19 protein-coding genes are annotated in these 18,637 nt (G+C 58.9%); 7 read left to right on the top strand and 12 right to left on the bottom strand.

Translation table 11 applies throughout. The annotated features are described in order from the left end of the window. Positions 1-90: 90 nt before the first annotated feature. On the top strand, positions 91-714 hold the full coding sequence (locus tag TL5118_RS18225) for a thioredoxin family protein (protein WP_082626336.1): 624 nt from the start codon (positions 91-93) through the stop codon (positions 712-714). A gap of 3 nt (positions 715-717) precedes the next feature. Here the strand turns inward: TL5118_RS18225 and TL5118_RS18220 are convergent, their stop codons facing one another. Beyond that, entirely contained in the window at positions 718-1,725 is a 1,008-nt protein-coding gene (locus tag TL5118_RS18220) for a GlxA family transcriptional regulator (protein ID WP_058244272.1), read from the bottom strand. A gap of 442 nt (positions 1,726-2,167) precedes the next feature. Here TL5118_RS18220 and TL5118_RS18215 point away from each other — a divergent pair, with 442 nt between their 5' ends. From TL5118_RS18215 to TL5118_RS18195, 5 genes are all read left to right on the top strand, one after another. Further along, complete coding sequence (locus tag TL5118_RS18215; RefSeq protein ID WP_058244271.1) at positions 2,168-2,803, top strand: ATP-dependent Clp protease proteolytic subunit; 636 nt, start codon at positions 2,168-2,170, stop codon at positions 2,801-2,803. Positions 2,804-2,952: 149 nt separating this feature from the next. After that, a complete protein-coding gene (gene clpX, locus TL5118_RS18210) occupies positions 2,953-4,215 on the top strand; it encodes an ATP-dependent Clp protease ATP-binding subunit ClpX (RefSeq protein ID WP_058244270.1) in 1,263 nt (420 codons plus the stop codon). A gap of 187 nt (positions 4,216-4,402) precedes the next feature. Next, the gene (locus tag TL5118_RS18205; RefSeq protein ID WP_058244269.1) at positions 4,403-4,786 is read left to right on the top strand and encodes an NADH:ubiquinone oxidoreductase subunit NDUFA12; all 384 of its coding nucleotides are present in this window, start codon (positions 4,403-4,405) and stop codon (positions 4,784-4,786) included. 29 nt (positions 4,787-4,815) lie between these two features. After that, the gene (gene mlaD, locus TL5118_RS18200; RefSeq protein ID WP_058244268.1) at positions 4,816-5,262 is read left to right on the top strand and encodes an outer membrane lipid asymmetry maintenance protein MlaD; all 447 of its coding nucleotides are present in this window, start codon (positions 4,816-4,818) and stop codon (positions 5,260-5,262) included. After that, complete coding sequence (locus TL5118_RS18195; protein ID WP_058244267.1) at positions 5,259-5,624, top strand: DUF2155 domain-containing protein; 366 nt, start codon at positions 5,259-5,261, stop codon at positions 5,622-5,624. The genes mlaD and TL5118_RS18195 overlap by 4 nt, the downstream gene beginning before the upstream one ends. On the opposite strand, the gene aat is transcribed toward TL5118_RS18195, so the two are convergent. From aat to TL5118_RS18175, 4 genes are all read right to left on the bottom strand, one after another. After that, positions 5,579-6,226 (bottom strand): leucyl/phenylalanyl-tRNA--protein transferase, encoded by a 648-nt coding sequence (aat, locus tag TL5118_RS18190; RefSeq protein ID WP_278044385.1) that lies wholly within the window; start codon positions 6,224-6,226, stop codon positions 5,579-5,581. The genes TL5118_RS18195 and aat overlap by 46 nt on opposite strands. Before the next feature lie 73 nt (positions 6,227-6,299). Further along, positions 6,300-7,646 (bottom strand): acetyl-CoA carboxylase biotin carboxylase subunit, encoded by a 1,347-nt coding sequence (accC, locus tag TL5118_RS18185; RefSeq protein WP_058244266.1) that lies wholly within the window; start codon positions 7,644-7,646, stop codon positions 6,300-6,302. A gap of 9 nt (positions 7,647-7,655) precedes the next feature. Continuing rightward, positions 7,656-8,168: an acetyl-CoA carboxylase biotin carboxyl carrier protein gene (gene accB, locus TL5118_RS18180; protein WP_058244342.1), complete on the bottom strand. Its 513-nt coding sequence runs from the start codon at positions 8,166-8,168 to the stop codon at positions 7,656-7,658. 206 nt (positions 8,169-8,374) lie between these two features. Continuing rightward, the gene (locus tag TL5118_RS18175) at positions 8,375-8,911 is read right to left on the bottom strand and encodes a LuxR C-terminal-related transcriptional regulator (protein ID WP_058244341.1); all 537 of its coding nucleotides are present in this window, start codon (positions 8,909-8,911) and stop codon (positions 8,375-8,377) included. 99 nt (positions 8,912-9,010) lie between these two features. Between TL5118_RS18175 and TL5118_RS18170 the strand changes: the two genes are divergently transcribed. Next, on the top strand, positions 9,011-10,171 hold the full coding sequence (locus TL5118_RS18170) for an acetyl-CoA acetyltransferase (protein WP_058244265.1): 1,161 nt from the start codon (positions 9,011-9,013) through the stop codon (positions 10,169-10,171). Positions 10,172-10,191: 20 nt separating this feature from the next. Here the strand turns inward: TL5118_RS18170 and TL5118_RS18165 are convergent, their stop codons facing one another. From TL5118_RS18165 to TL5118_RS18135, 7 genes are all read right to left on the bottom strand, one after another. Further along, on the bottom strand, positions 10,192-10,995 hold the full coding sequence (locus tag TL5118_RS18165) for a phosphodiesterase (protein ID WP_058244264.1): 804 nt from the start codon (positions 10,993-10,995) through the stop codon (positions 10,192-10,194). 186 nt (positions 10,996-11,181) lie between these two features. Further along, a complete protein-coding gene (gene acs, locus TL5118_RS18160) occupies positions 11,182-13,128 on the bottom strand; it encodes an acetate--CoA ligase (protein WP_058244263.1) in 1,947 nt (648 codons plus the stop codon). An 81-nt stretch (positions 13,129-13,209) separates the two neighbouring features. Further along, a complete protein-coding gene (locus tag TL5118_RS18155; protein WP_058244262.1) occupies positions 13,210-13,965 on the bottom strand; it encodes an ABC transporter ATP-binding protein in 756 nt (251 codons plus the stop codon). Between the two features lie 11 nt (positions 13,966-13,976). Continuing rightward, positions 13,977-14,732: an ABC transporter ATP-binding protein gene (locus TL5118_RS18150; protein ID WP_058244261.1), complete on the bottom strand. Its 756-nt coding sequence runs from the start codon at positions 14,730-14,732 to the stop codon at positions 13,977-13,979. A 10-nt stretch (positions 14,733-14,742) separates the two neighbouring features. Next, on the bottom strand, positions 14,743-15,963 hold the full coding sequence (locus TL5118_RS18145; protein WP_058244260.1) for a branched-chain amino acid ABC transporter permease: 1,221 nt from the start codon (positions 15,961-15,963) through the stop codon (positions 14,743-14,745). Between the two features lie 3 nt (positions 15,964-15,966). Further along, entirely contained in the window at positions 15,967-16,998 is a 1,032-nt protein-coding gene (locus tag TL5118_RS18140) for a branched-chain amino acid ABC transporter permease (protein ID WP_058244259.1), read from the bottom strand. Between the two features lie 122 nt (positions 16,999-17,120). Beyond that, positions 17,121-18,461: a substrate-binding protein gene (locus tag TL5118_RS18135; protein WP_058260815.1), complete on the bottom strand. Its 1,341-nt coding sequence runs from the start codon at positions 18,459-18,461 to the stop codon at positions 17,121-17,123. Positions 18,462-18,637 lie beyond the last annotated feature (176 nt).

Below are 18,637 nucleotides of genomic sequence, written 5' to 3'. Positions count from 1 at the left end.
AGGTCAGAATATTGCGACCAAACGGGGCGTTTTGCGCCCCGTTTTGCGTTTTGGTGATGTCGTGGCACAGTGTCATACTGGGAGGATGCTATGATTACACGACGCAAGCTAATGAGTGGTGCGGCCGGAAGCCTGGTAGCAGGGGCGATGATGCCGGGTTCGATCCGGGCCGCCGGTGGCGCGGATGGGCTGGAACTGGGGGACGATGGCCTACACAAACAGCCGTGGTTCACGGACAGTTTTCTTGAACTGGGGGACGATCTGCAGACCGCCGCAGACAGCGGGCGCGGCCTGATGGTTCTCTGGGAACAACGCGGTTGCCCCTATTGCCGTGAGCTGCATGCGGTGAATTTTGCCCGCCCCGAAATCACCGATTACATCCAGGAACATTTCGATGTGGTGCAGCTGGATATGTTCGGATCCCGTGAGGTGCTGGATTTTGACGGCGAGGCGCTGGAAGAACGTGGACTGGCGGGCAAGTGGTTTGTGAACTTCACGCCGACAACGCAGCTGTTTCACCGCGACAATGCCGACGCCACCGGTCTATCAGCGGCGGAAAGCTTCCGCATGCCGGGGTATCTGAAACCCTTCCACTATCTCAGCTCGCTCGAGTTTGTGGCGGAAGGCCATTATGAGACCCAGCGCTTCCAACGTTACTTGCAGGATAAGTTTGCCAAGCTGCGCAAACAGGGGATCGATCCGGACGTCTGGTAGCGGTCAGGCCCAGGATTTCCGATGTGCGTTCGGGGAAGAGCCGTATTTTTCCCGGAACACCCGCGCCATATGGCTGGAGGAGCGGAAGCCGGTGGCAGCCGCGATTTCCGTGACGGTCAGGTCGGTTTCATTCAACATGCCATAGGCCCGCGACAGTCTCAGGTCGTTATAATAGGAAATCGGGCTCTGGTTCAGGTAGCGTTTGAACAGTCGTTCCACCTGACGACGTGAAACGCCAAGCTTGTTGGCGATGTCATCCATCGACAGCGGCTCTTCGATTTCCTGTTCCATGATCTGGATCGCCGCCAGTAGGTTGCGGTTGCGACAGCCGATCGCGGCCGAGTTGGCGGAGCGTTGCGGGGCCCGCTGCGCGCCTGAGCGCATGTGGATACACATATCCGCCACCATGATCGCCAGCTCAGAACCGTGCCGCTGTTCAATCAAGGTCAGGATCATATCCAGAGCGGAGTTGCCACCGCCGCAGGTCATGATACGGCCGTCCACCTCATAGAGGTTGGGTGAGGGCTGCAGGTCCGGAAACTCCTCAATCAGGCCGGGCTGGTTTTCCCAATGCATTGTAAAGCGGCGGTTTTTCAGGATGCCGGCCCGCGCCAGTGCAAAGGCGCCCGAACAGATGCTGCCCAAACGGCGGCCAAAGCGATCTTCGCGGCGCAGCCAGTTCAGCGTGCCATCCGTAACCGTATCCTGTGGCTCAACCCCAGAGCAGACAAATCCGTAGGAATTGGCTGGCAGCGGTTCCAGCGCCATATCCGGGGTCACCGTCATGCCGTTTGAACAGGTGATCGGGCGGCCATCCTCACTCATCGTGTACCAGCGATAGAGCTGCCGTTTTGTCAGCTGATTGGCGATCCGCAGGGGTTCAATCGCAGCCGCGACGGCCAGCATTGTGGCTTTGGGGACCAGCAGGAAATAGAAATCTTCTGGCGGGCCTTCAAATTCCATTGGGAAATTGGCCGAAGCTGCACGCTGGATAAATCGATCTTGCTGCATGTCTCCCCCTTTGGTGCCGAGCTGGAATGGTACCATGTTTTGTGTCGCTCTGCGACCTCGGGCAACGGGATCGCGACAACTTGGTGTCGCAAAATATCAGCCTTCCGTGGGGCGCCAATACGCGATGCGTCACATTTGCGTAAAATGGCGACAAATTTTAGTGACGCTAAGCGAGTGGGGTGGTCGCATATGTCGCAAATATGCTCATGTCCGCCTGTCAGAAGATGGCGCAGATGCTGGCACGGAACTTGAAACCTCTTTTGAGGTTAACGGGTTGTCGCCGCCAGTGCCGCCTTTGTCGTTGTTGACGCCAAGGGTTATGGGATTGGTGGCGCACCCCATTAATTCGGAGGGGTCCCCTTGCAGGCCAGAGGGGGCAAGACTAAGACTCAATTAGCACCTTGCTGATAAGTGTGCTTCTGACAGTAACAGGCAGGCGACTATGAACGATCCGATTGATACTTACATGAATACCCTGGTGCCTATGGTGGTTGAGCAGACCAGCCGTGGGGAGCGGGCTTATGATATTTTCTCGCGCCTGCTGAAAGAGCGCATCATTTTCCTCAACGGTCCGGTGCATGACGGCATGTCCTCGCTGATCGTTGCCCAGCTGCTGCACCTTGAGGCGGAGAACCCGTCTAAAGAAATCTCGATGTATATCAACTCACCCGGTGGCGTTGTGACCTCGGGTCTGTCGATCTACGACACCATGCAGTACATCAAACCCAAGGTTTCGACCCTGGTGATTGGCCAGGCGGCCTCGATGGGTTCGCTCCTGCTGACCGCAGGTGAGGCCGGCATGCGCTTCTCGCTGCCGAACTCCCGCGTGATGGTGCACCAGCCCTCGGGCGGTTATCAGGGTCAGGCGACGGATATCATGATCCACGCGCAGGAAACCCAGAAGCTGAAAACCCGTCTGAATGAGATTTACGTCAAGCACACCGGCCGCACCTATGAGGAGGTTGAAGCCGGTCTGGAACGCGACAACTTCATGTCGCCGGAAGAGGCCAAGGAATGGGGCCTGATTGACGAGATTGTCACCAACCGCGCTAAAACCGGCGACGACGGCGACAGCTGAACCTAAGACACACGGGCGTTAACGCGCCCGTGTGACGTTTTTGCATTGTGGCTGCCTGAGGGCTGTCTTAAGCTATCTCTCCAAGGGATGCAGGACAGCCAGACGGCAGCATCTGAGTAACCTGAGACTTCAGGCCTGAAAGGGACGAAATGGCGACGAATACCGGTGGCGACAGCAAGAACACGCTTTACTGCTCCTTCTGCGGCAAGAGCCAGCATGAGGTGCGAAAGCTGATTGCCGGCCCAACCGTGTTCATCTGTGATGAATGCGTTGAGCTGTGCATGGATATCATCCGGGAAGAGACCAAGAGCGCGGGCCTGAAATCCTCGGAAGGGGTGCCAACCCCGATGGATATCTGCAACGTTCTGGACGATTACGTGATCGGTCAGGCGATGGCGAAGCGGGTGCTGTCGGTGGCGGTTCACAACCACTACAAACGTCTGAACCACGCGCAGAAATCGGGCGATATCGAACTGTCGAAATCGAACATTCTGCTGATCGGTCCAACCGGTTGCGGTAAAACGCTGCTGGCCCAGACCCTTGCGCGTATTCTGGATGTGCCTTTCACCATGGCAGATGCCACCACGCTGACCGAAGCGGGCTATGTGGGTGAGGATGTTGAAAACATCATTCTGAAGCTGTTGCAGGCCTCGGAATACAATGTGGAACGCGCGCAGCGTGGCATCGTCTACATCGACGAAGTGGATAAAATCACCCGCAAGTCGGAAAACCCATCAATCACCCGCGATGTTTCGGGTGAGGGCGTGCAGCAGGCACTGCTGAAGCTGATGGAAGGGACCGTGGCTTCGGTTCCGCCTCAGGGTGGCCGTAAGCATCCGCAGCAGGAGTTCCTGCAGGTCGACACCACGAACATCCTGTTCATCTGTGGCGGTGCATTCGCCGGTCTGGACAAGATCATTGGCCAGCGCGGCAAAGGCTCGGCCATGGGCTTTGGCGCGGACGTGCGTGAAAACGACGAACGCGGTGTGGGTGAGGTCTTCAAGGATCTGGAACCCGAAGATCTGCTGAAATTCGGCCTGATCCCGGAATTTGTCGGCCGTCTGCCGGTTCTGGCAACACTGGAAGATCTGGATCAGGACGCGCTGGTCACCATTTTGACCCAGCCGAAAAACGCCTTGGTCAAGCAGTACCAGCGTCTGTTCGAGCTGGAAGAGGTGCAGCTGTCGTTCACCGATGATGCTCTGTCAGCCATCGCCAAACGCGCGATTGAGCGTAAAACCGGCGCCCGTGGTCTGCGGTCGATCCTCGAAGATATCCTGCTGGACACCATGTTTGACCTGCCGGGTCAGGACAGCGTGACAGAGGTTGTTGTGAACGAAGAGGCCGTGACCTCGGACGCGCAGCCGCTGATGATCCACGGTGAGAAAAAAGAAGAAGCCAGCGCCAGCTGATCTGACGTTTCGCTTTACCAAAGCCCGTCCCGGATGGTTCCGGTGGCGGGCTTTTGCTTGTCTGGGCCTTGAGTGGCGGCTTGATGCACCTAACGGGACCGGAAAACAACTGCTACAGGCCCCCCACCACTGGACCTTGAGGGGCATATGGTCCATATCTTCCGGTAACTTATTGCGGAGAGACTCAATGGGCATCCTGAACACCCTGCTGCGCGCCGTCACCTGGTGGGACGGTCAGACCCTCAACACCCAGCTCTACACTGCCCGCAAAGGCGTGAAAGTGGGCGAGGACGATCAGGGCAACGTGTTCTACACTTCCAAAGACGGCAAACGTCGCTGGGTTATCTACAATGGTGAGGTTGAGGCCAGCCGCATCAGCCCTGACTGGCATGGCTGGTTGCATCACACCTTTGATGAGCTGCCGACTGATAAGCCGCTGGTCCATAAGGACTGGGAAAAGCCGCATCTGGAAAACCTCACCGGTACTGCGATGGCCTATGCTCCTGCCGGATCGATCCGTCGCTCTGAGCCGTCTGAGCGGCGCGACTATGAGGCATGGTCGCCCGAATAAGGCGCAAGAGCAGGCGTAAGGGGGCACCTATGTCCACCAATCCCACCGAAGTTGCTGTAGGTGCCGCGGTCTTGGCCGCCGCTGTGGGCTTTGTCCTTTATGCAGGGCAGGTCACCGGGTTTACCGTGCAGTCTGACGGCTATCCGCTCAGCGCGTCGTTCCGTTCACTGGAAGGGATCAGCGTTGGTTCTGACGTGCGCTTGGCCGGTGTTAAGATCGGCACCGTCACGGATATCGCCCTGAACCCGCAGACCTTCCGCGCGGACACTGAATTTCTGCTGAAAGACGGGATCGACATTCCTGACGACAGCGCCGTTGTGATCAGCTCCGAGGGGCTGCTGGGCGGCAACTTTGTAGAGATTGTCCCGGGCGGATCCCCCTTCAACTTTGAGCCGGGATCCGAAATCGAAGACACCCAAGGCTCCGTCTCGTTGATTTCGCTGTTGATGAAGTTTGTGTCCGGAGGCGACGAATGATCCGCATCGCTGCAGTCTTCTCATTGCTTCTGGCGCTGCCGTCGGTGGCAGAAGAGGTTAGCCCGGGAACCGGTGGCGTTCTGCGCGGGCTGGACAAGGTGAACGGGGAAACCACGGATATGGAGATCCCAAATGGCGGTGAGGCCGTGTTTGGCGATCTGCGGGTGTCTCTGGGGGAATGCCGTTATCCGGTGGGCAACCCGTCTGGGGATGCTTACGCCTTTGTCACCATTCAGGGCATTGGCAAAGAGGCCCCGATGTTTCGTGGCTGGATGATGGCCTCAGCCCCGGCGCTGAACGCGCTGGATCATGCGCGTTATGACGTCTGGCCGTTGCGCTGCAACACACCTGCGGCTGAGTGATCGACACCCTCAACGTTGAAAAAAGCGCCTTCACGCAATGCCTCCCGCAGCAGCGCCTGATAGGCCTGGCGCGGGATCTCCACCGCCCCAAGCGAGGCAAGGTGTGGCGTGATGAACTGGGTGTCAAACAGGGTGAAACCGGTCTGCACCAGGTGATCCACCAGATAGGCCAACGCAATCTTTGAGGCATCGCGGCGGTAGCTGAACATGCTCTCGCCAAAAAAGGCCCGGCCCAGCGTGACACCGTAGACGCCCCCCGCCAGTTCACCGTCCATCCAGACCTCCAGCGAATGGGCGCGGTCCATGGCGTTCAGCGACATATAAAGCGCGTGGATGGTGGGGTTGATCCAGGTTTCATCGCGATCCGCGCAGCCGTTCAGCACGGCTTCGAAATCGCCGTTGATCCGGATCTCATAATCCTCTTTGCGCAGCCGGCGGGCCAGCGATCTGGAAATGTGGAAGCTGTCGAGGGGGAAAATCCCACGGTGGCGCGGATCGACCCAGAACACCTCGGGGTCATCGCGACTCTCTGCCATGGGGAAAATGCCCTGGGCATAGCCCGAAAGCAGGATCTGAGGGGTGAGCGTGAACTCGTCTTTCAAACGCCTATCCTCTGGAAAAACGCCCCTTGATCCGAAACGGGGCCGCAGGATCGCCTGCGGCCCCGGCGGGGCCTTAGCCCATGTTTGCGTCCAACCACTTTTCCAGCCAGTGGATGTTGTAGTTGCCGGTGTGGATGTCATCTTCCTGCAGCAGCGCTGTGAACAGCGGCAGCGTGGTGTCGATACCGTCCACGATCAATTCACCCAGCGCACGGTCCAGACGGGCCAGCGCCTCGGCACGGTCACGACCGTGCACGATCAGCTTGCCGATCAGGCTGTCGTAATAGGGTGGGATCGAATAGCCGTCATAAAGCGCCGAATCCATCCGCACACCCAGACCGCCGGGGGCGTGGAACTGGGTGATCTTGCCGGGGCAGGGGGCGAAGTTCGGCAGCTTTTCTGCGTTGATCCGCACCTCGATCGAGTGGCCGTTGATTTCCAGATCTTCCTGGCTGAAGGACATGGGCATGCCTTCGGCTACACGGATCTGTTCACGCACCAGATCAACACCAAAGATGCTCTCGGTGACCGGGTGTTCCACCTGCAGACGGGTGTTCATCTCAATGAAGTAGAACTCACCGTTTTCATAGAGGAACTCAATGGTGCCGGCGCCGATATAGTTGATCTTGGCAACCGCATCCGCACAGACCTTACCGATCGCAGCACGCTCTTCTGGGGTGATGCAGGGGCCGGGGGCCTCTTCAAACACCTTCTGGTGACGGCGCTGCAGCGAGCAATCGCGCTCACCCAGGTGAACCGCTTTGCCTTTGCCGTCGCCAAAGACCTGGATCTCAATGTGGCGCGGGGTGGTGAGGTATTTCTCGATATAGACCTCATCGTTGCCGAAGGCGGCTTTGCCCTCTGCACGTGCGGTCATAAACGCCTCTTCCATGTCAGCGGCGGTTTGCGCCACTTTCATGCCACGGCCACCACCACCAGCGGTTGCCTTGATGATCACTGGATAGCCGATCTCGTCACCAATGCGTTTCGCTGCGGCCAGATCAGGCACGCCACCGTCAGAACCGGGAACGCAAGGAACGCCCAGCTCTTTCATGGTGTCTTTGGCGGTGATCTTGTCACCCATGACGCGGATGTGTTCCGCGGTCGGGCCGATAAAGGTCAGCCCGTGATCCTCAACGATCTGTACGAAGTTCGCATTCTCAGAGAGGAAGCCGTAGCCCGGGTGGATCGCCTGCGCACCAGTGACTTCACAGGCGGCAATGATGGCCGGGATCGACAGGTAGCTTTCGGTGCCGGAAGGCGGGCCGATGCAGACGGATTCATCCGCCATGCGCACGTGCATGGCATCGGCATCCGCGGTCGAGTGGACCGCTACCGATTTGATGCCCATCTCGCGGCAGGCGCGGATCACGCGCAGCGCGATCTCCCCCCGGTTCGCAATCAGGATTTTATCGAACATGGCGCGGCCTTACTCGATGATGACCAGAGGGGCGCCGAACTCAACGGCACCGCCGTCTTCGACCAGAATACGCTTCACGGTGCCCGATTTCGGGGCCGGGATCTGGTTCATGGTTTTCATCGCTTCGATGATCAGCAGGGTCTGGCCTTCGCTGACCTGGCTGCCAACGCTGACAAAGGACGGGGCGCCGGGCTCTGCCTGAAGGTAAACGGTGCCGACCATGGGCGAGGTCACGGCGCCAGGATGGCTGGCGGGATCCTCTGCGGCGGCAGGGGCCGCGGCGGGTGCGGCAGCCGGGGCGGCTGCGGCGGGGGCGGCGGCAGGTGCGGCAGCAACAGGGGCTGCGGCGACCGGGGCTGCGACCTGAATGGCGGTCTGGCTGGCGCGGCTCACGCGAACGTTGAGGCTGTCGTTGTCACCATATTCACGCATCACTTCCAGCTCAGTCAGATCGTTGTCTGCCAGCAGCTCTGCCAGAGCCTGAATAAATTCGACGTCGGAGTCGTGTTTCTTATTAGTCATCATTCCCTCGACCGGTTTGTGGTGGGCGCATGTACGGATCCGCCCTATCCCCATCTGGAGGGCTTATACGCCATCCTTGACGAAGCGGAAAGCGCCCATCTGGGGGGCAAAATGGGGTTTCGTGCAGAAAATTTCGAGGGGAATTGTCAAAAAAAGCTTCGCAGAACACGCTATGGCCCTTCTGTTGCTGGGCCGGGGCCGCAGAATCAAAGCGGCATGCCCGAGAGTTTTGCGACCAATTCCGCCAGCTTGCGGGCCTGAAATTTTTCCAGCAGCCGGGCGCGATAGACCTCAACCGTGCGATAAGACAGGTCCAGCTCCAGACCGATCTCTTTGCTGGTCAGGCCGCGGCAGGTCAGGATCGCCACCTCGCGTTCGCGCTGGGTCAGTTCTACAATCGGGCGTTCATCTGAAAGATCCGTCACCGACCAGATGCCGCGCTGAAACGGATCTTCGGGGGTGAGCGACACACCACGCACCCGGCACCAGAACATTTCGCCCGACCGGCGGGTCATCACCCGCTCGTCGGAATAGCGGCCGGTTTCGGACATGGCGGCCAACCCACGTGCACCGATGTTTTCGTAATCTTCGGGGCTGACGTAAAACTCGGCAAAGGGCACATCGGTGAAACTGTCAACGCTGCCGCCAAAGGTTTCGGCAAACTGGCGGTTGCAGCCCCGGATCACGCGGTTTTCCAGCATACACAGGCCAATAGGGGCAAATTCAAAGCCCAGATCCGCGATATCCATAATGCCCCTCTCCCCTAGATTGCGCGTATTTCTACCAATTGATCGCAGAAATGACAGCTGCATTCTTTGCTGCAAGCATAGGAGGGATGCAAAATGGTTTACATCGTTGGCTGGGGGCACACCAAATTTGGCCGCCTGAGCGATCAGAGTTTGGAACAGTTGATTGTGGAGGCCGGGCGTGAAGCGCTGGCGGATGCGGGGATCCCGGCGGCTGAGGTGGACGGCATGTGGCTGGGTCATTTCAACGCGGGCATGGTGGATGATGGCTTTGCCTCCTCGCTGATGATGTCAATCGATCCCGATCTGCGGTTCAAACCGGCGGTGCGGGTGGAAAACGCCTGTGCCACAGGATCTGCCGCAATTCACGCCGCACGTCAGGCGATCCTGGCGGGCGAATGCAAGGTGGCGCTGGTTGTCGGGGCTGAGATGATGACCCATCTGCCCGGCCCCGAGGTGACGCAGGCGCTGGGGCGCGCGGCCTATCAGCGGACCGAGGCAGGTATTTCCTTCCCCGGTGTTTTTGCCGAATTTGCCAAAGCCTATTTCGCTGAATATGGCGACCAATCGATGGCATTGGCCCAGATCGCCGCCAAGAACCATGGAAATTCGGTGAACAACCCGCTGGCGCAGTTGCAGAAACCTTTGGACCTGGAGTTTTGCGCCACCGAAAGTGACCGCAACCCGATGATCGCGGCCCCGTTGAAAAAGACCGATTGTTCGCTGGTGTCAGACGGTGCCGCTGCGGTGGTTTTGGTGGCGGAAGATCTGCTGGGGGATGTGCAAAAGGCGGTTAAGATCCGCTCGGTTGCGCATGTGAATGACCTGTTGCCGATGGCGGGGCGGGATCTGGTGGGCTTTGAAGGGCCCAGCCGGGCGATGGCGTTGGCCTATGAGCGGGCGGGCATCACCGTCAACGATATGGATGTCGCTGAGGTGCATGACTGTTTCACCATTGCCGAGTTGCTGATCTATGAGGCGATGGGCCTCGCGCCACGCGGGCAGGGGGCGAGCCTGCTGCGCGACGGTGTGGTGCAGGCCGGGGGACGCCTGCCGGTGAACCTGTCGGGCGGGTTGAAGGCCAAGGGCCACCCGATCGGCGCGACGGGCGTGTCGATGCACACGATGGTCGCGCGTCAGGTCACAGGGCAAGCGGACGGCATGCAGCATCCCGATGCCAATATGGGGCTGGTGTTCAACATGGGCGGTGCCGCGGTGGCGGCCCATGTTTCCATCCTTGAGGTGGCCAAAACCTAAACAGAACTCTTTTGAGGTGCTTAATGCGCCTCAAAGTCCTTGTTTTCCATCTCTGGCAGGGTGAAATCCTCGGTGTGGACGATCACATCCTCACCCCGGGTGAGGATGATGCCATAGGCGCCCGGCTCCGGTACGGAATGGCCAAATCCTTCTTGCCCCAAAAGCATCGGCATCTGGTGACAGGTGCTTTTGAACACGGTCATGGACTGGCCGGCGACAGTGGCGGTGATGGTGCGGTGGATATGCCCGGCAAAGAGGTGGCGCACATTGTACTCTGCGGTCAGCGCCAGCAGTTCGGGCGCATTGGTCAGCCCGATGCCGTCCATCCCGTTAAACCCGGTGTCAAACGGCGGATGATGCAGGAACACCAGACAGGGCTTGCCCTCCGCCCCTTCCAGCGCCGCCTTCAGCCAGTTCAGGCGGGCCGGGCAGAGGACGCCGGAATGCAGGACCTCAGCTTCGGTGTCCAAAGTGTCCAGCGTGATCAGGCGCACATCGGGCAGATCGATCACCGCTTGCACGAAACCATCCTCGGTCACCGGCGCGTCGGGGAAACTGGCGCGGAACGGTTCGCGTAGATCGTGATTGCCCATCAACATGGTGGCGGGCCAGGGCAGATCCGCCAGCAGAGGTTGCAGAACTGCATATTGCGCGGGCGTGCCCTCGTTGGTCAGATCGCCGGTCAAAACCAGATGGTCGGCATCCGGGTGCATCTTGGCGGCATGGGCCAATCCTTCGGCCAAACGTTCCGCCGGGCTGAGATCGATGATGGTTTCAGGCGGCACCACGAGGTGCAGATCGGTCATAACCAGAATTTTCGACATCAGGTCAGGCTTTCTCTTCAGGTCTGTTTTGTCCCCAAACTTGGCGGATTCGCCGGGGCAGGGGCGTCTTGTTGCGACCCACTTGTCATAGAAACGTGTCGGGTTTGTCACAAACGTCAAATCAGCGAAAACAAAAAAGGCCCGGCAATGACAGCCGGGCCTTGTTGTTCTGTTTCGGGAACCCGCTTAGCGGTTCATGCGGTTTTCGATCAGATCGTCCACCACAGATGGATCCGCCAGGGTCGAGGTGTCGCCAAGCGCGCCGAAGTCATCTTCGGCGATCTTGCGCAGGATGCGGCGCATGATCTTGCCCGAACGGGTTTTCGGCAGGCCGGGGGCCCACTGGATCAGGTCAGGGGCTGCGATCGGGCCGATCTCAGTCCGCACCCAGGTGCGCAGCTCCTTGCGCAGCTCTTCGCTGGGCTCTTCGCCGTTCATCAGCGTGACATAGCAGTAGATGCCTTGCCCCTTGATGTCATGCGGGTAGCCCACCACCGCGGCCTCGGCCACTTTGGCATGGGCCACCAGGGCGCTTTCGACCTCAGCCGTGCCCATCCGGTGGCCGGAGACGTTGATCACATCATCCACACGGCCGGTGATCCAGTAGTCGCCATCGGCGTCACGGCGGCAACCGTCGCCTGAGAAGTAGTAGCCTTTGTAATCGGCAAAATAGGTCTTCTCAAACCGCTCATGATCGCCCCAGACCGAGCGCATCTGACCGGGCCAGCTGTCTTTGATCGCCAGCACACCTTCGGCTGCGGTCTCGTGGATCTCCTCGCCCGTGGTGGCTTCCAGCAGGACCGGCTGCACACCAAAGAACGGTTTGGTGGCCGAACCCGGTTTCAGCGCAGTTGCGCCCGGCAGCGGGGTCAGCATGTGACCGCCGGTTTCGGTCTGCCACCAGGTGTCAACGATCGGGCGGCTGCCCTTGCCGACAACCTCATTGTACCAGTTCCACGCTTCGGGGTTGATCGGTTCCCCCACCGTGCCCAAGAGTTTCAGGTCGCTGAGGTCGTATTTTTCAACAAACTCATTGCCCTGCCCCATCAGCGCACGAATGGCGGTGGGGGCGGTGTAGAACTGGTTGACCTTGTGCTTTTCACACACAGCCCAGAACCGGCCCGCATCCGGGTAGGTGGGCACACCTTCGAACATCACCGTGGTGCCGCCGTTGGCCAGCGGGCCATAGACGATATAGCTGTGGCCGGTGACCCAACCGACGTCTGCAGTACACCAGTACACATCGCCTTCGTGATAATCGAAGGTGTATTGATGGGTCATCGCAGCATAGACCAGATAGCCACCGGAGGAATGCACAACCCCCTTGGGTTTCCCGGTGGAGCCCGAGGTGTAGAGGATGAACAGCGGATCTTCGGCGTTCATCGGGCGCGGCGGGCAGTCAGGGCTGGCGGTTTCCATCAGCGCTTTGACGTCGACATCACGGCCATCAACCCAAGTGGTCTGATCGCCGGTGTGTTTCACCACCAGGCAGCGCACCTTGTCCGAGCAATGCAACAGCGCCTGATCCGCGTTGGATTTCAGCGCCGTGCGGCGGCCCCCACGCGGTGCGGTGTCGGCTGTGATCAGCAGCTTTGCTTCAGAGTCATTGATCCGGTTGGCCAGCGCATCGGGGCTGAAACCTGCAAAAACGATTGAATGGATCGCACCGATCCGGGCACAGGCCAGCATGGCATACGCCGCTTCGGGGATCATCGGCAGGTAGATCACCACGCGGTCGCCCCGCATCACACCCTGGCTGAGCAGGACATTGGCGAAACGGTTCACCTTCTCCGACAGCTCATTATAGGTGATGTGCAGCGCTTCGGCGTCCGGCTCATCTGGTTCCCAGATGATCGCGGTCTGCTCCCCCCGGGTGGCGAGGTGGCGGTCGATACAGTTGGCCGAGACGTTCAACACGCCATCTTCGAACCATTTGATGCTGACTTCGCCCAGCTTGAAGTTGGTGTCTTTGACCTTGGTGAAAGGTTCAATCCAGTCAATCCGCTTGCCATGTTCGGCCCAGAAGGCCTCAGGATCTTTGACCGAAGCGTCATACATGTCCTGATATTTGGCGGCGTCGATATGGGCTTTGGCGGCAAAGTCCTCTGGAACCGGATAAACGGCGTCCGTCATTTTTGGGGTCCTCCCTCGATCCCTAAATTGCGTCAGCCCGCCTCAGGAGAGGCGGGCGAACAGAAGTGTTTGCGGGCCACATCAGATGGCGAGGTACTCCTCCCGCAGTTCTTTGTTCTGCAAGACCTCAGCCGCGGATCCGTCAAACACCACGTTACCGGTATCAAGGATCACGGAACGGTCGGCAAGTTCAAGGGCACGGACGGCATTTTGTTCAACAATTACCGTGGTGATCCCCTGTTCCTTAATCTTGCGCAGCGTGCGCTCGATCTCATCCACAATCACCGGTGCAAGGCCTTCGTAAGGTTCATCCAGCAACAAAACCTTGATGTCACGTGCCAGGGCGCGGGCGATGGCCAGCATCTGCTGTTCGCCCCCAGAAAGCGTGACACCTTCCTGCTGGCGGCGTTCACCCAGACGCGGGAACAACTCATAAAGACGTTCCAGCGACCAGCCGATGGGCGGGGCGATCTGGGCCAGCTTCAGGTTTTCCTCAACCGTCAGACCGGGAATGATGCGGCGATCTTCGGGCACCAGACCGATCCCGGCACGGGCGGCTTCGTGCGATTTCATCAGGTGCAGCGGCTGGTGGTCCAGCCAAACCTCACCGCGGCGGATTTCAGGATCATCCAGCCGCGCGATGGCCCGCAGGGTGGAGGTTTTGCCAGCGCCGTTGCGGCCCAGAAGCGCGAGGATCTCACCTTCGTGGACGTTAAAGTCGACACCCTGAACGATGTAGCTTTCACCGTAGTAGGCATGCAGATCCCACACCGACAGGTAGGCGGGGGCGGTTTCAGCAAGGTTGTGACCTTTGGAAAAATCAGGTTTCACATTCATGGTCGGCCTCCTTACGCGGTCTCACCCAGATACGCTTCGCGTACCTTTGGGTTGCCTTTGATGTTTTCCGGATCGTCTTCGACCAGGGGGGTGCCCTGCGCCAGAACGGTGATCCGGTTGGCCAGAGAGAACACCACATGCATGTCGTGTTCGATGATGGCGATGGTGATGTCGCGCTCATCCGAGATCTGTTTCAACAGATCGATGGTGTTGTTGGTGTCTGCCCGCGCCATACCGGCGGTGGGTTCATCCAGCAGCAACAGGCGCGGTTCCTGGGCCAGACACATGCCGATTTCCAGACGGCGTTTGTCCCCGCGCGACATGGCGGCGGCGTTCATGCCGTGTTTGTCCGCCATGTTCATTTCTTCCAGCATGTGCTGAGCGGCTTCCACCACCTGTTTTTCGCTCATCATGTCTTTGACCGCATGCATGCGGAAGGCCCCGTCACGCTTGGCAAAGATCGGGATCATCATGTTTTCCAGCACCGAAAGATCACCAAAGATCTCAGGGGTCTGGAACACGCGGCTGATGCCCATCTGGTTGATCTCATAAGGCTTGCGCCCCAGCACGGACTGACCGTTGAACATGACCGACCCGGTGTCGGGGATCAGCTTGCCCACCAGACAGTTCAGCAGGGTGGATTTGCCTGCCCCGTTGGGGCCGATGATGGCATGAACCGAGTTTTCTTTCACGCTCAGGTTCACGTCCCCCAGCGCCTGCAGGCCGCCGAAGCGTTTGTTGACGCCTTTGACTTCAAGGATACCCATTGTTGTCTCCTTACTCTGCAGGCTCGGCCTTGGCCGATCCGTCGGTATTGTTGGGTTGTTTCTTGCGGGTCAGCAGGTTGCCGATGCGTTTGCCCAGTTCAACCAGACCACCGGGTACGAAGATGATGACCAGCATGAAGATCACACCGGTGGTGATGTGCCACTGTTTGCCCACAAAGAGGTTGGTGATCGCGATGAAGAAATCCGACATCCCATCCGGCATGAAGGAGAACCAGCCCTCCAGCACGCCTTTGTTGATCTTGGACAGGATGTTTTCCATGTACTTCAGCAGACCCGAGCCCAGAACAGGACCGATCAAGGTGCCAGCACCGCCTAGAATGGTCATGATCACAACCTCACCCGAGGCAGTCCAGAACATCCGTTCCGCGCCCACCTGAGTGTCCATTGCCACCAAGAGGCCACCAGCCAGACCGGCATACATGCCCGAGATGACGAAGGCCGCCAGCGTGTAGGGACGTGGGTTCAGACCGGTGTAGCTGACGCGCTGCTGGTTCGACTTGACCGAGCGCAGCATCAGCCCGAAGGGCGAGCGGAAGATGCGGATCGACATGTAGAAGGCAGCCAGCATTGCAACGGCGGCGATGTAGTAGCCTGCGTTGAAGGTGAACTCCCAGCTGCCGACGGCCAGCTTGTAACTCGCGCCCATTTCCAGACCAAACAGATGTGCTTTGGGTGTTGCGCCTTCGGCCAGTGCCGCGTCCAGAATGCGGGGATCATTAACCTTCGGCTGAAGGCCAGTTTCACCGCCGGTCAGCACACCACCGAACAGCTGCCCAAACAGGTCCGAATAGGCCAGCTGATACATCATCATGGCAAAGGCCAGCGTCAGGATGGAGAAGTAGATGCCCGAGCGGCGCAGTGAGATCCAGCCCACGAGGAAGCTGATCAGACCCGCAACGATCACCGAAACGATGATGGCCGGGATGACGTTCATCGTCAGTAGTTTCATCATCCAGATCGCCGCGTAGGAACCCACACCCAGGAAGGCCGCGTGGCCAAAGGACAGGTAGCCGGTCAGGCCAAACAGGATGTTAAAGCCGATGGCGAAGATCCCAAAGATCACGAAACGCTGCATCAGGTCAGGGTAGCCTGCGTTGAACTGCGCCATGGCTGAGCCTTCGGGGAAGGGGTTCAGGATGAACGGTGCAAACAGGGCGAGGATGGCGACGACCACGAGCAGTGTGGCGTCTTTCTTATCGAGACCAAACATGGATCAGTCCTCCATCACGCCTTTGCGGCCCATCAGGCCCCGCGGACGTGTCAACAGAATGATAATGGCGACCAGGTAGATGATGACCTGGTTGATACCGGGGATGAAGGCGATGACCTCACGCATGGAGGCAAAGCTTTCCAGAATGCCAAGCAGGAAGCCTGCGGCGACAGCGCCGGGCAGGGAGCCCATGCCGCCGACCACAACCACAACGAAGCTGAGCACAAGGAAGTCCATGCCCATGTGATAGTTCGGCGCGTTGATCGGCGCATACATCACACCCGCCAGACCCGCGACCGCGGCCGCAAGGCCAAACATGATGGTAAAGCGCTTGTCGATGTCGATGCCCAGAAGGCCAACGGTTTCGCGGTCTGCCATACCGGCGCGGACAACCATCCCGAAGGTGGTGAACTGCAGGAAGACAAAGACAGCACCGATGATCAGAGCGGCAAAGCAGAAGTAAACCAGACGCCAGTAGGGGTAGATGATGGTGTTTGGATCAAAGCCCAGCATTGCGCCGAAATCGAACGAGCCTTTGAAGGCCTCGGGGGCCGGGGTCGGGATCGGGTTGGCGCCGTAGTAGTATTTGATGATTTCCTGCAGCACGATCGCCAGACCAAAGGTCACCAGGATCTGGTCCGCATGGGGGCGCTTGTAGAAAAACTTGATCAGACCGCGTTCCATGATCACGCCGACCAGGACCATCACCGGGATGGCAAAGAGGATGGCAAGCGGCACAGACCAGTCGATGATCGATTGTCCGGCGGCTTCGCCGAACATGTCAAAGACATACGGCACGTCGACCTTCATGGGGTTGCCCAGAAAATCCGTGCGCGTCGGGTCTACAACCTGATGGCTGAGCGTCAGAATGCGGTTAAGTGTAACGGCGCAGAAAGCACCGATCATGAACAGCGCGCCGTGGGCGAAGTTCACCACTCCCAGCGTGCCGAAAATCAGAGTAAGCCCGAGCGCGATCAGCGCGTAGGCAGAGCCCTTATCGAGCCCGTTCAGGATCTGCAGGATAATTGCGTCCATAGTCCCCACCTGTGTTGAAAAACATGGTGCCGCCATTCACCAAAGGGTTTCGGGAGGCGGCGCGCCATGTAGAAGTGTTGCAGGCCGGCTCAGACTGCTGCCAGCCGGCCTGCTTGGTTTGATTAGGTGCCCGGGTTGCAAGCGCCCAGTTCGCCACCGAAGATCGAGGCGTCGTAGGTCACCTGAGCGGTCGGGGTCACTTCCACGATCTCCAGAAGGTCGAATTCCGAAGTCGGGTTCTCTTTCCCTTTCACAACCAGCACGTCTTTGAAGCACTGGTGGTCCGCCCCGCGATACAGGGTCTTACCGTTGCCCATGCCGTCGAACTCAAAGTCTTCCAGAGCTTCAGCAACAGCACATGGGTTGAACGAACCGGCGCGCTGAACAGCATCAGCATAAAGCAGGGTCTGAACGTAGCAGGTGTGCGCGGCCTGGCTCGGCGGGAAGCCGTATTTGGTGCCGAAGGAACGTACAAAGGCTTGCGAGCCTTCGTCCTGCAGCGACCAGTGCCAGTTGGTCGAACCATAGATGCCTTTAACGTTGGCACCTGCACCCTTCGCCATCAGGCGCGAGTAGAGCGGAACAACAATTTCGAAGTTCTTGTTGTTGACCAGCTTGTCGCGCAGGCCGAACTGAACCGCGTTGGTCAGCGAGTTCACCATGTTACCGCCGTAGTGGTTCAGAACCAGAACGTCGGCGCCCGACTGCAGAACCGGCGCAATATAGGACGAGAAGTCCGTCTGCGTCAGCGGGGTACGTACCGCAGCAACGGTTTCCCAACCCATGGCTTCGGTCGAGGTTTTCACCGCTTCTTCAGTGGTGTAGCCCCAGTTGTAGTCTGCGGTCAGGTGATAGGCTTTACGGTCGGTGCCGTAGTTGTTGGCCAAGATCGGCGCCAGCGCCGCACCGGACATGTAGGAGTTGAAGAAGTGGCGGAAGCCATTGGCCTTCTTGTCCTTACCGGTGGTGTCGTTGGAGTGGGTAAGGCCGGCCATGAAGATGACGCCAGCTTCCTGACACAGGGCCTGAACAGCCACAGCCACACCGGAGCTTGAGCCACCGGTGATCATGACGGCGCCGTCTTTTTCGATCATCGAACGGGCCGATGCACGTGCGGCGTCAGATTTGGTCTGGGTGTCGCCGGTCACATATTCGACCTTCTTGCCCAGGATACCGTTGCCTTGCAGAGCCTTCGACGAGAAGGTTTCCAGCATGCCGTTGTCAGCACCGGTACCATTCAGGTGTTCTACCGCCAGCTGATAGGCGCGCAGTTCGTCGGCACCTTCGTCAGCGTAGGGGCCGGTTTGCGGCACGTTGAAGCCCAGCGTAACCGAGCTGCCAGTGGGTTCGTTTGTATATGCGGCAGCGGACTGCGCGGTAAAGATCGTCGGCACTGCCAGCCCGGCACCGGCAACGGCCCCCGACTTCAGCACACCACGACGAGACATATTGGTCTTGGTCATAAATTCCTCCCGTTTCAAGACGTGTGGCGACGCCTCCTCTTGCGTCCCCACGCGCACATTTGTGCAAATTCATTATCGGGGGCGGTTGGAAAATTTCGCAACAATGGCTTTTTGCGTAACATTTTTTTTGTAAATATTTGCACAATGCTGTGGTATGCATTGTAAAGAAATTTTTC

It is taken from the genome of Thalassovita autumnalis (assembly GCF_001458255.1).
In the GTDB taxonomy this organism is placed as follows: domain Bacteria; phylum Pseudomonadota; class Alphaproteobacteria; order Rhodobacterales; family Rhodobacteraceae; genus Thalassobius; species Thalassobius autumnalis.
The sequence above is the reverse complement of the archived record's forward strand: the minus strand, read 5'-3'. Positions and strand labels throughout refer to the sequence as shown.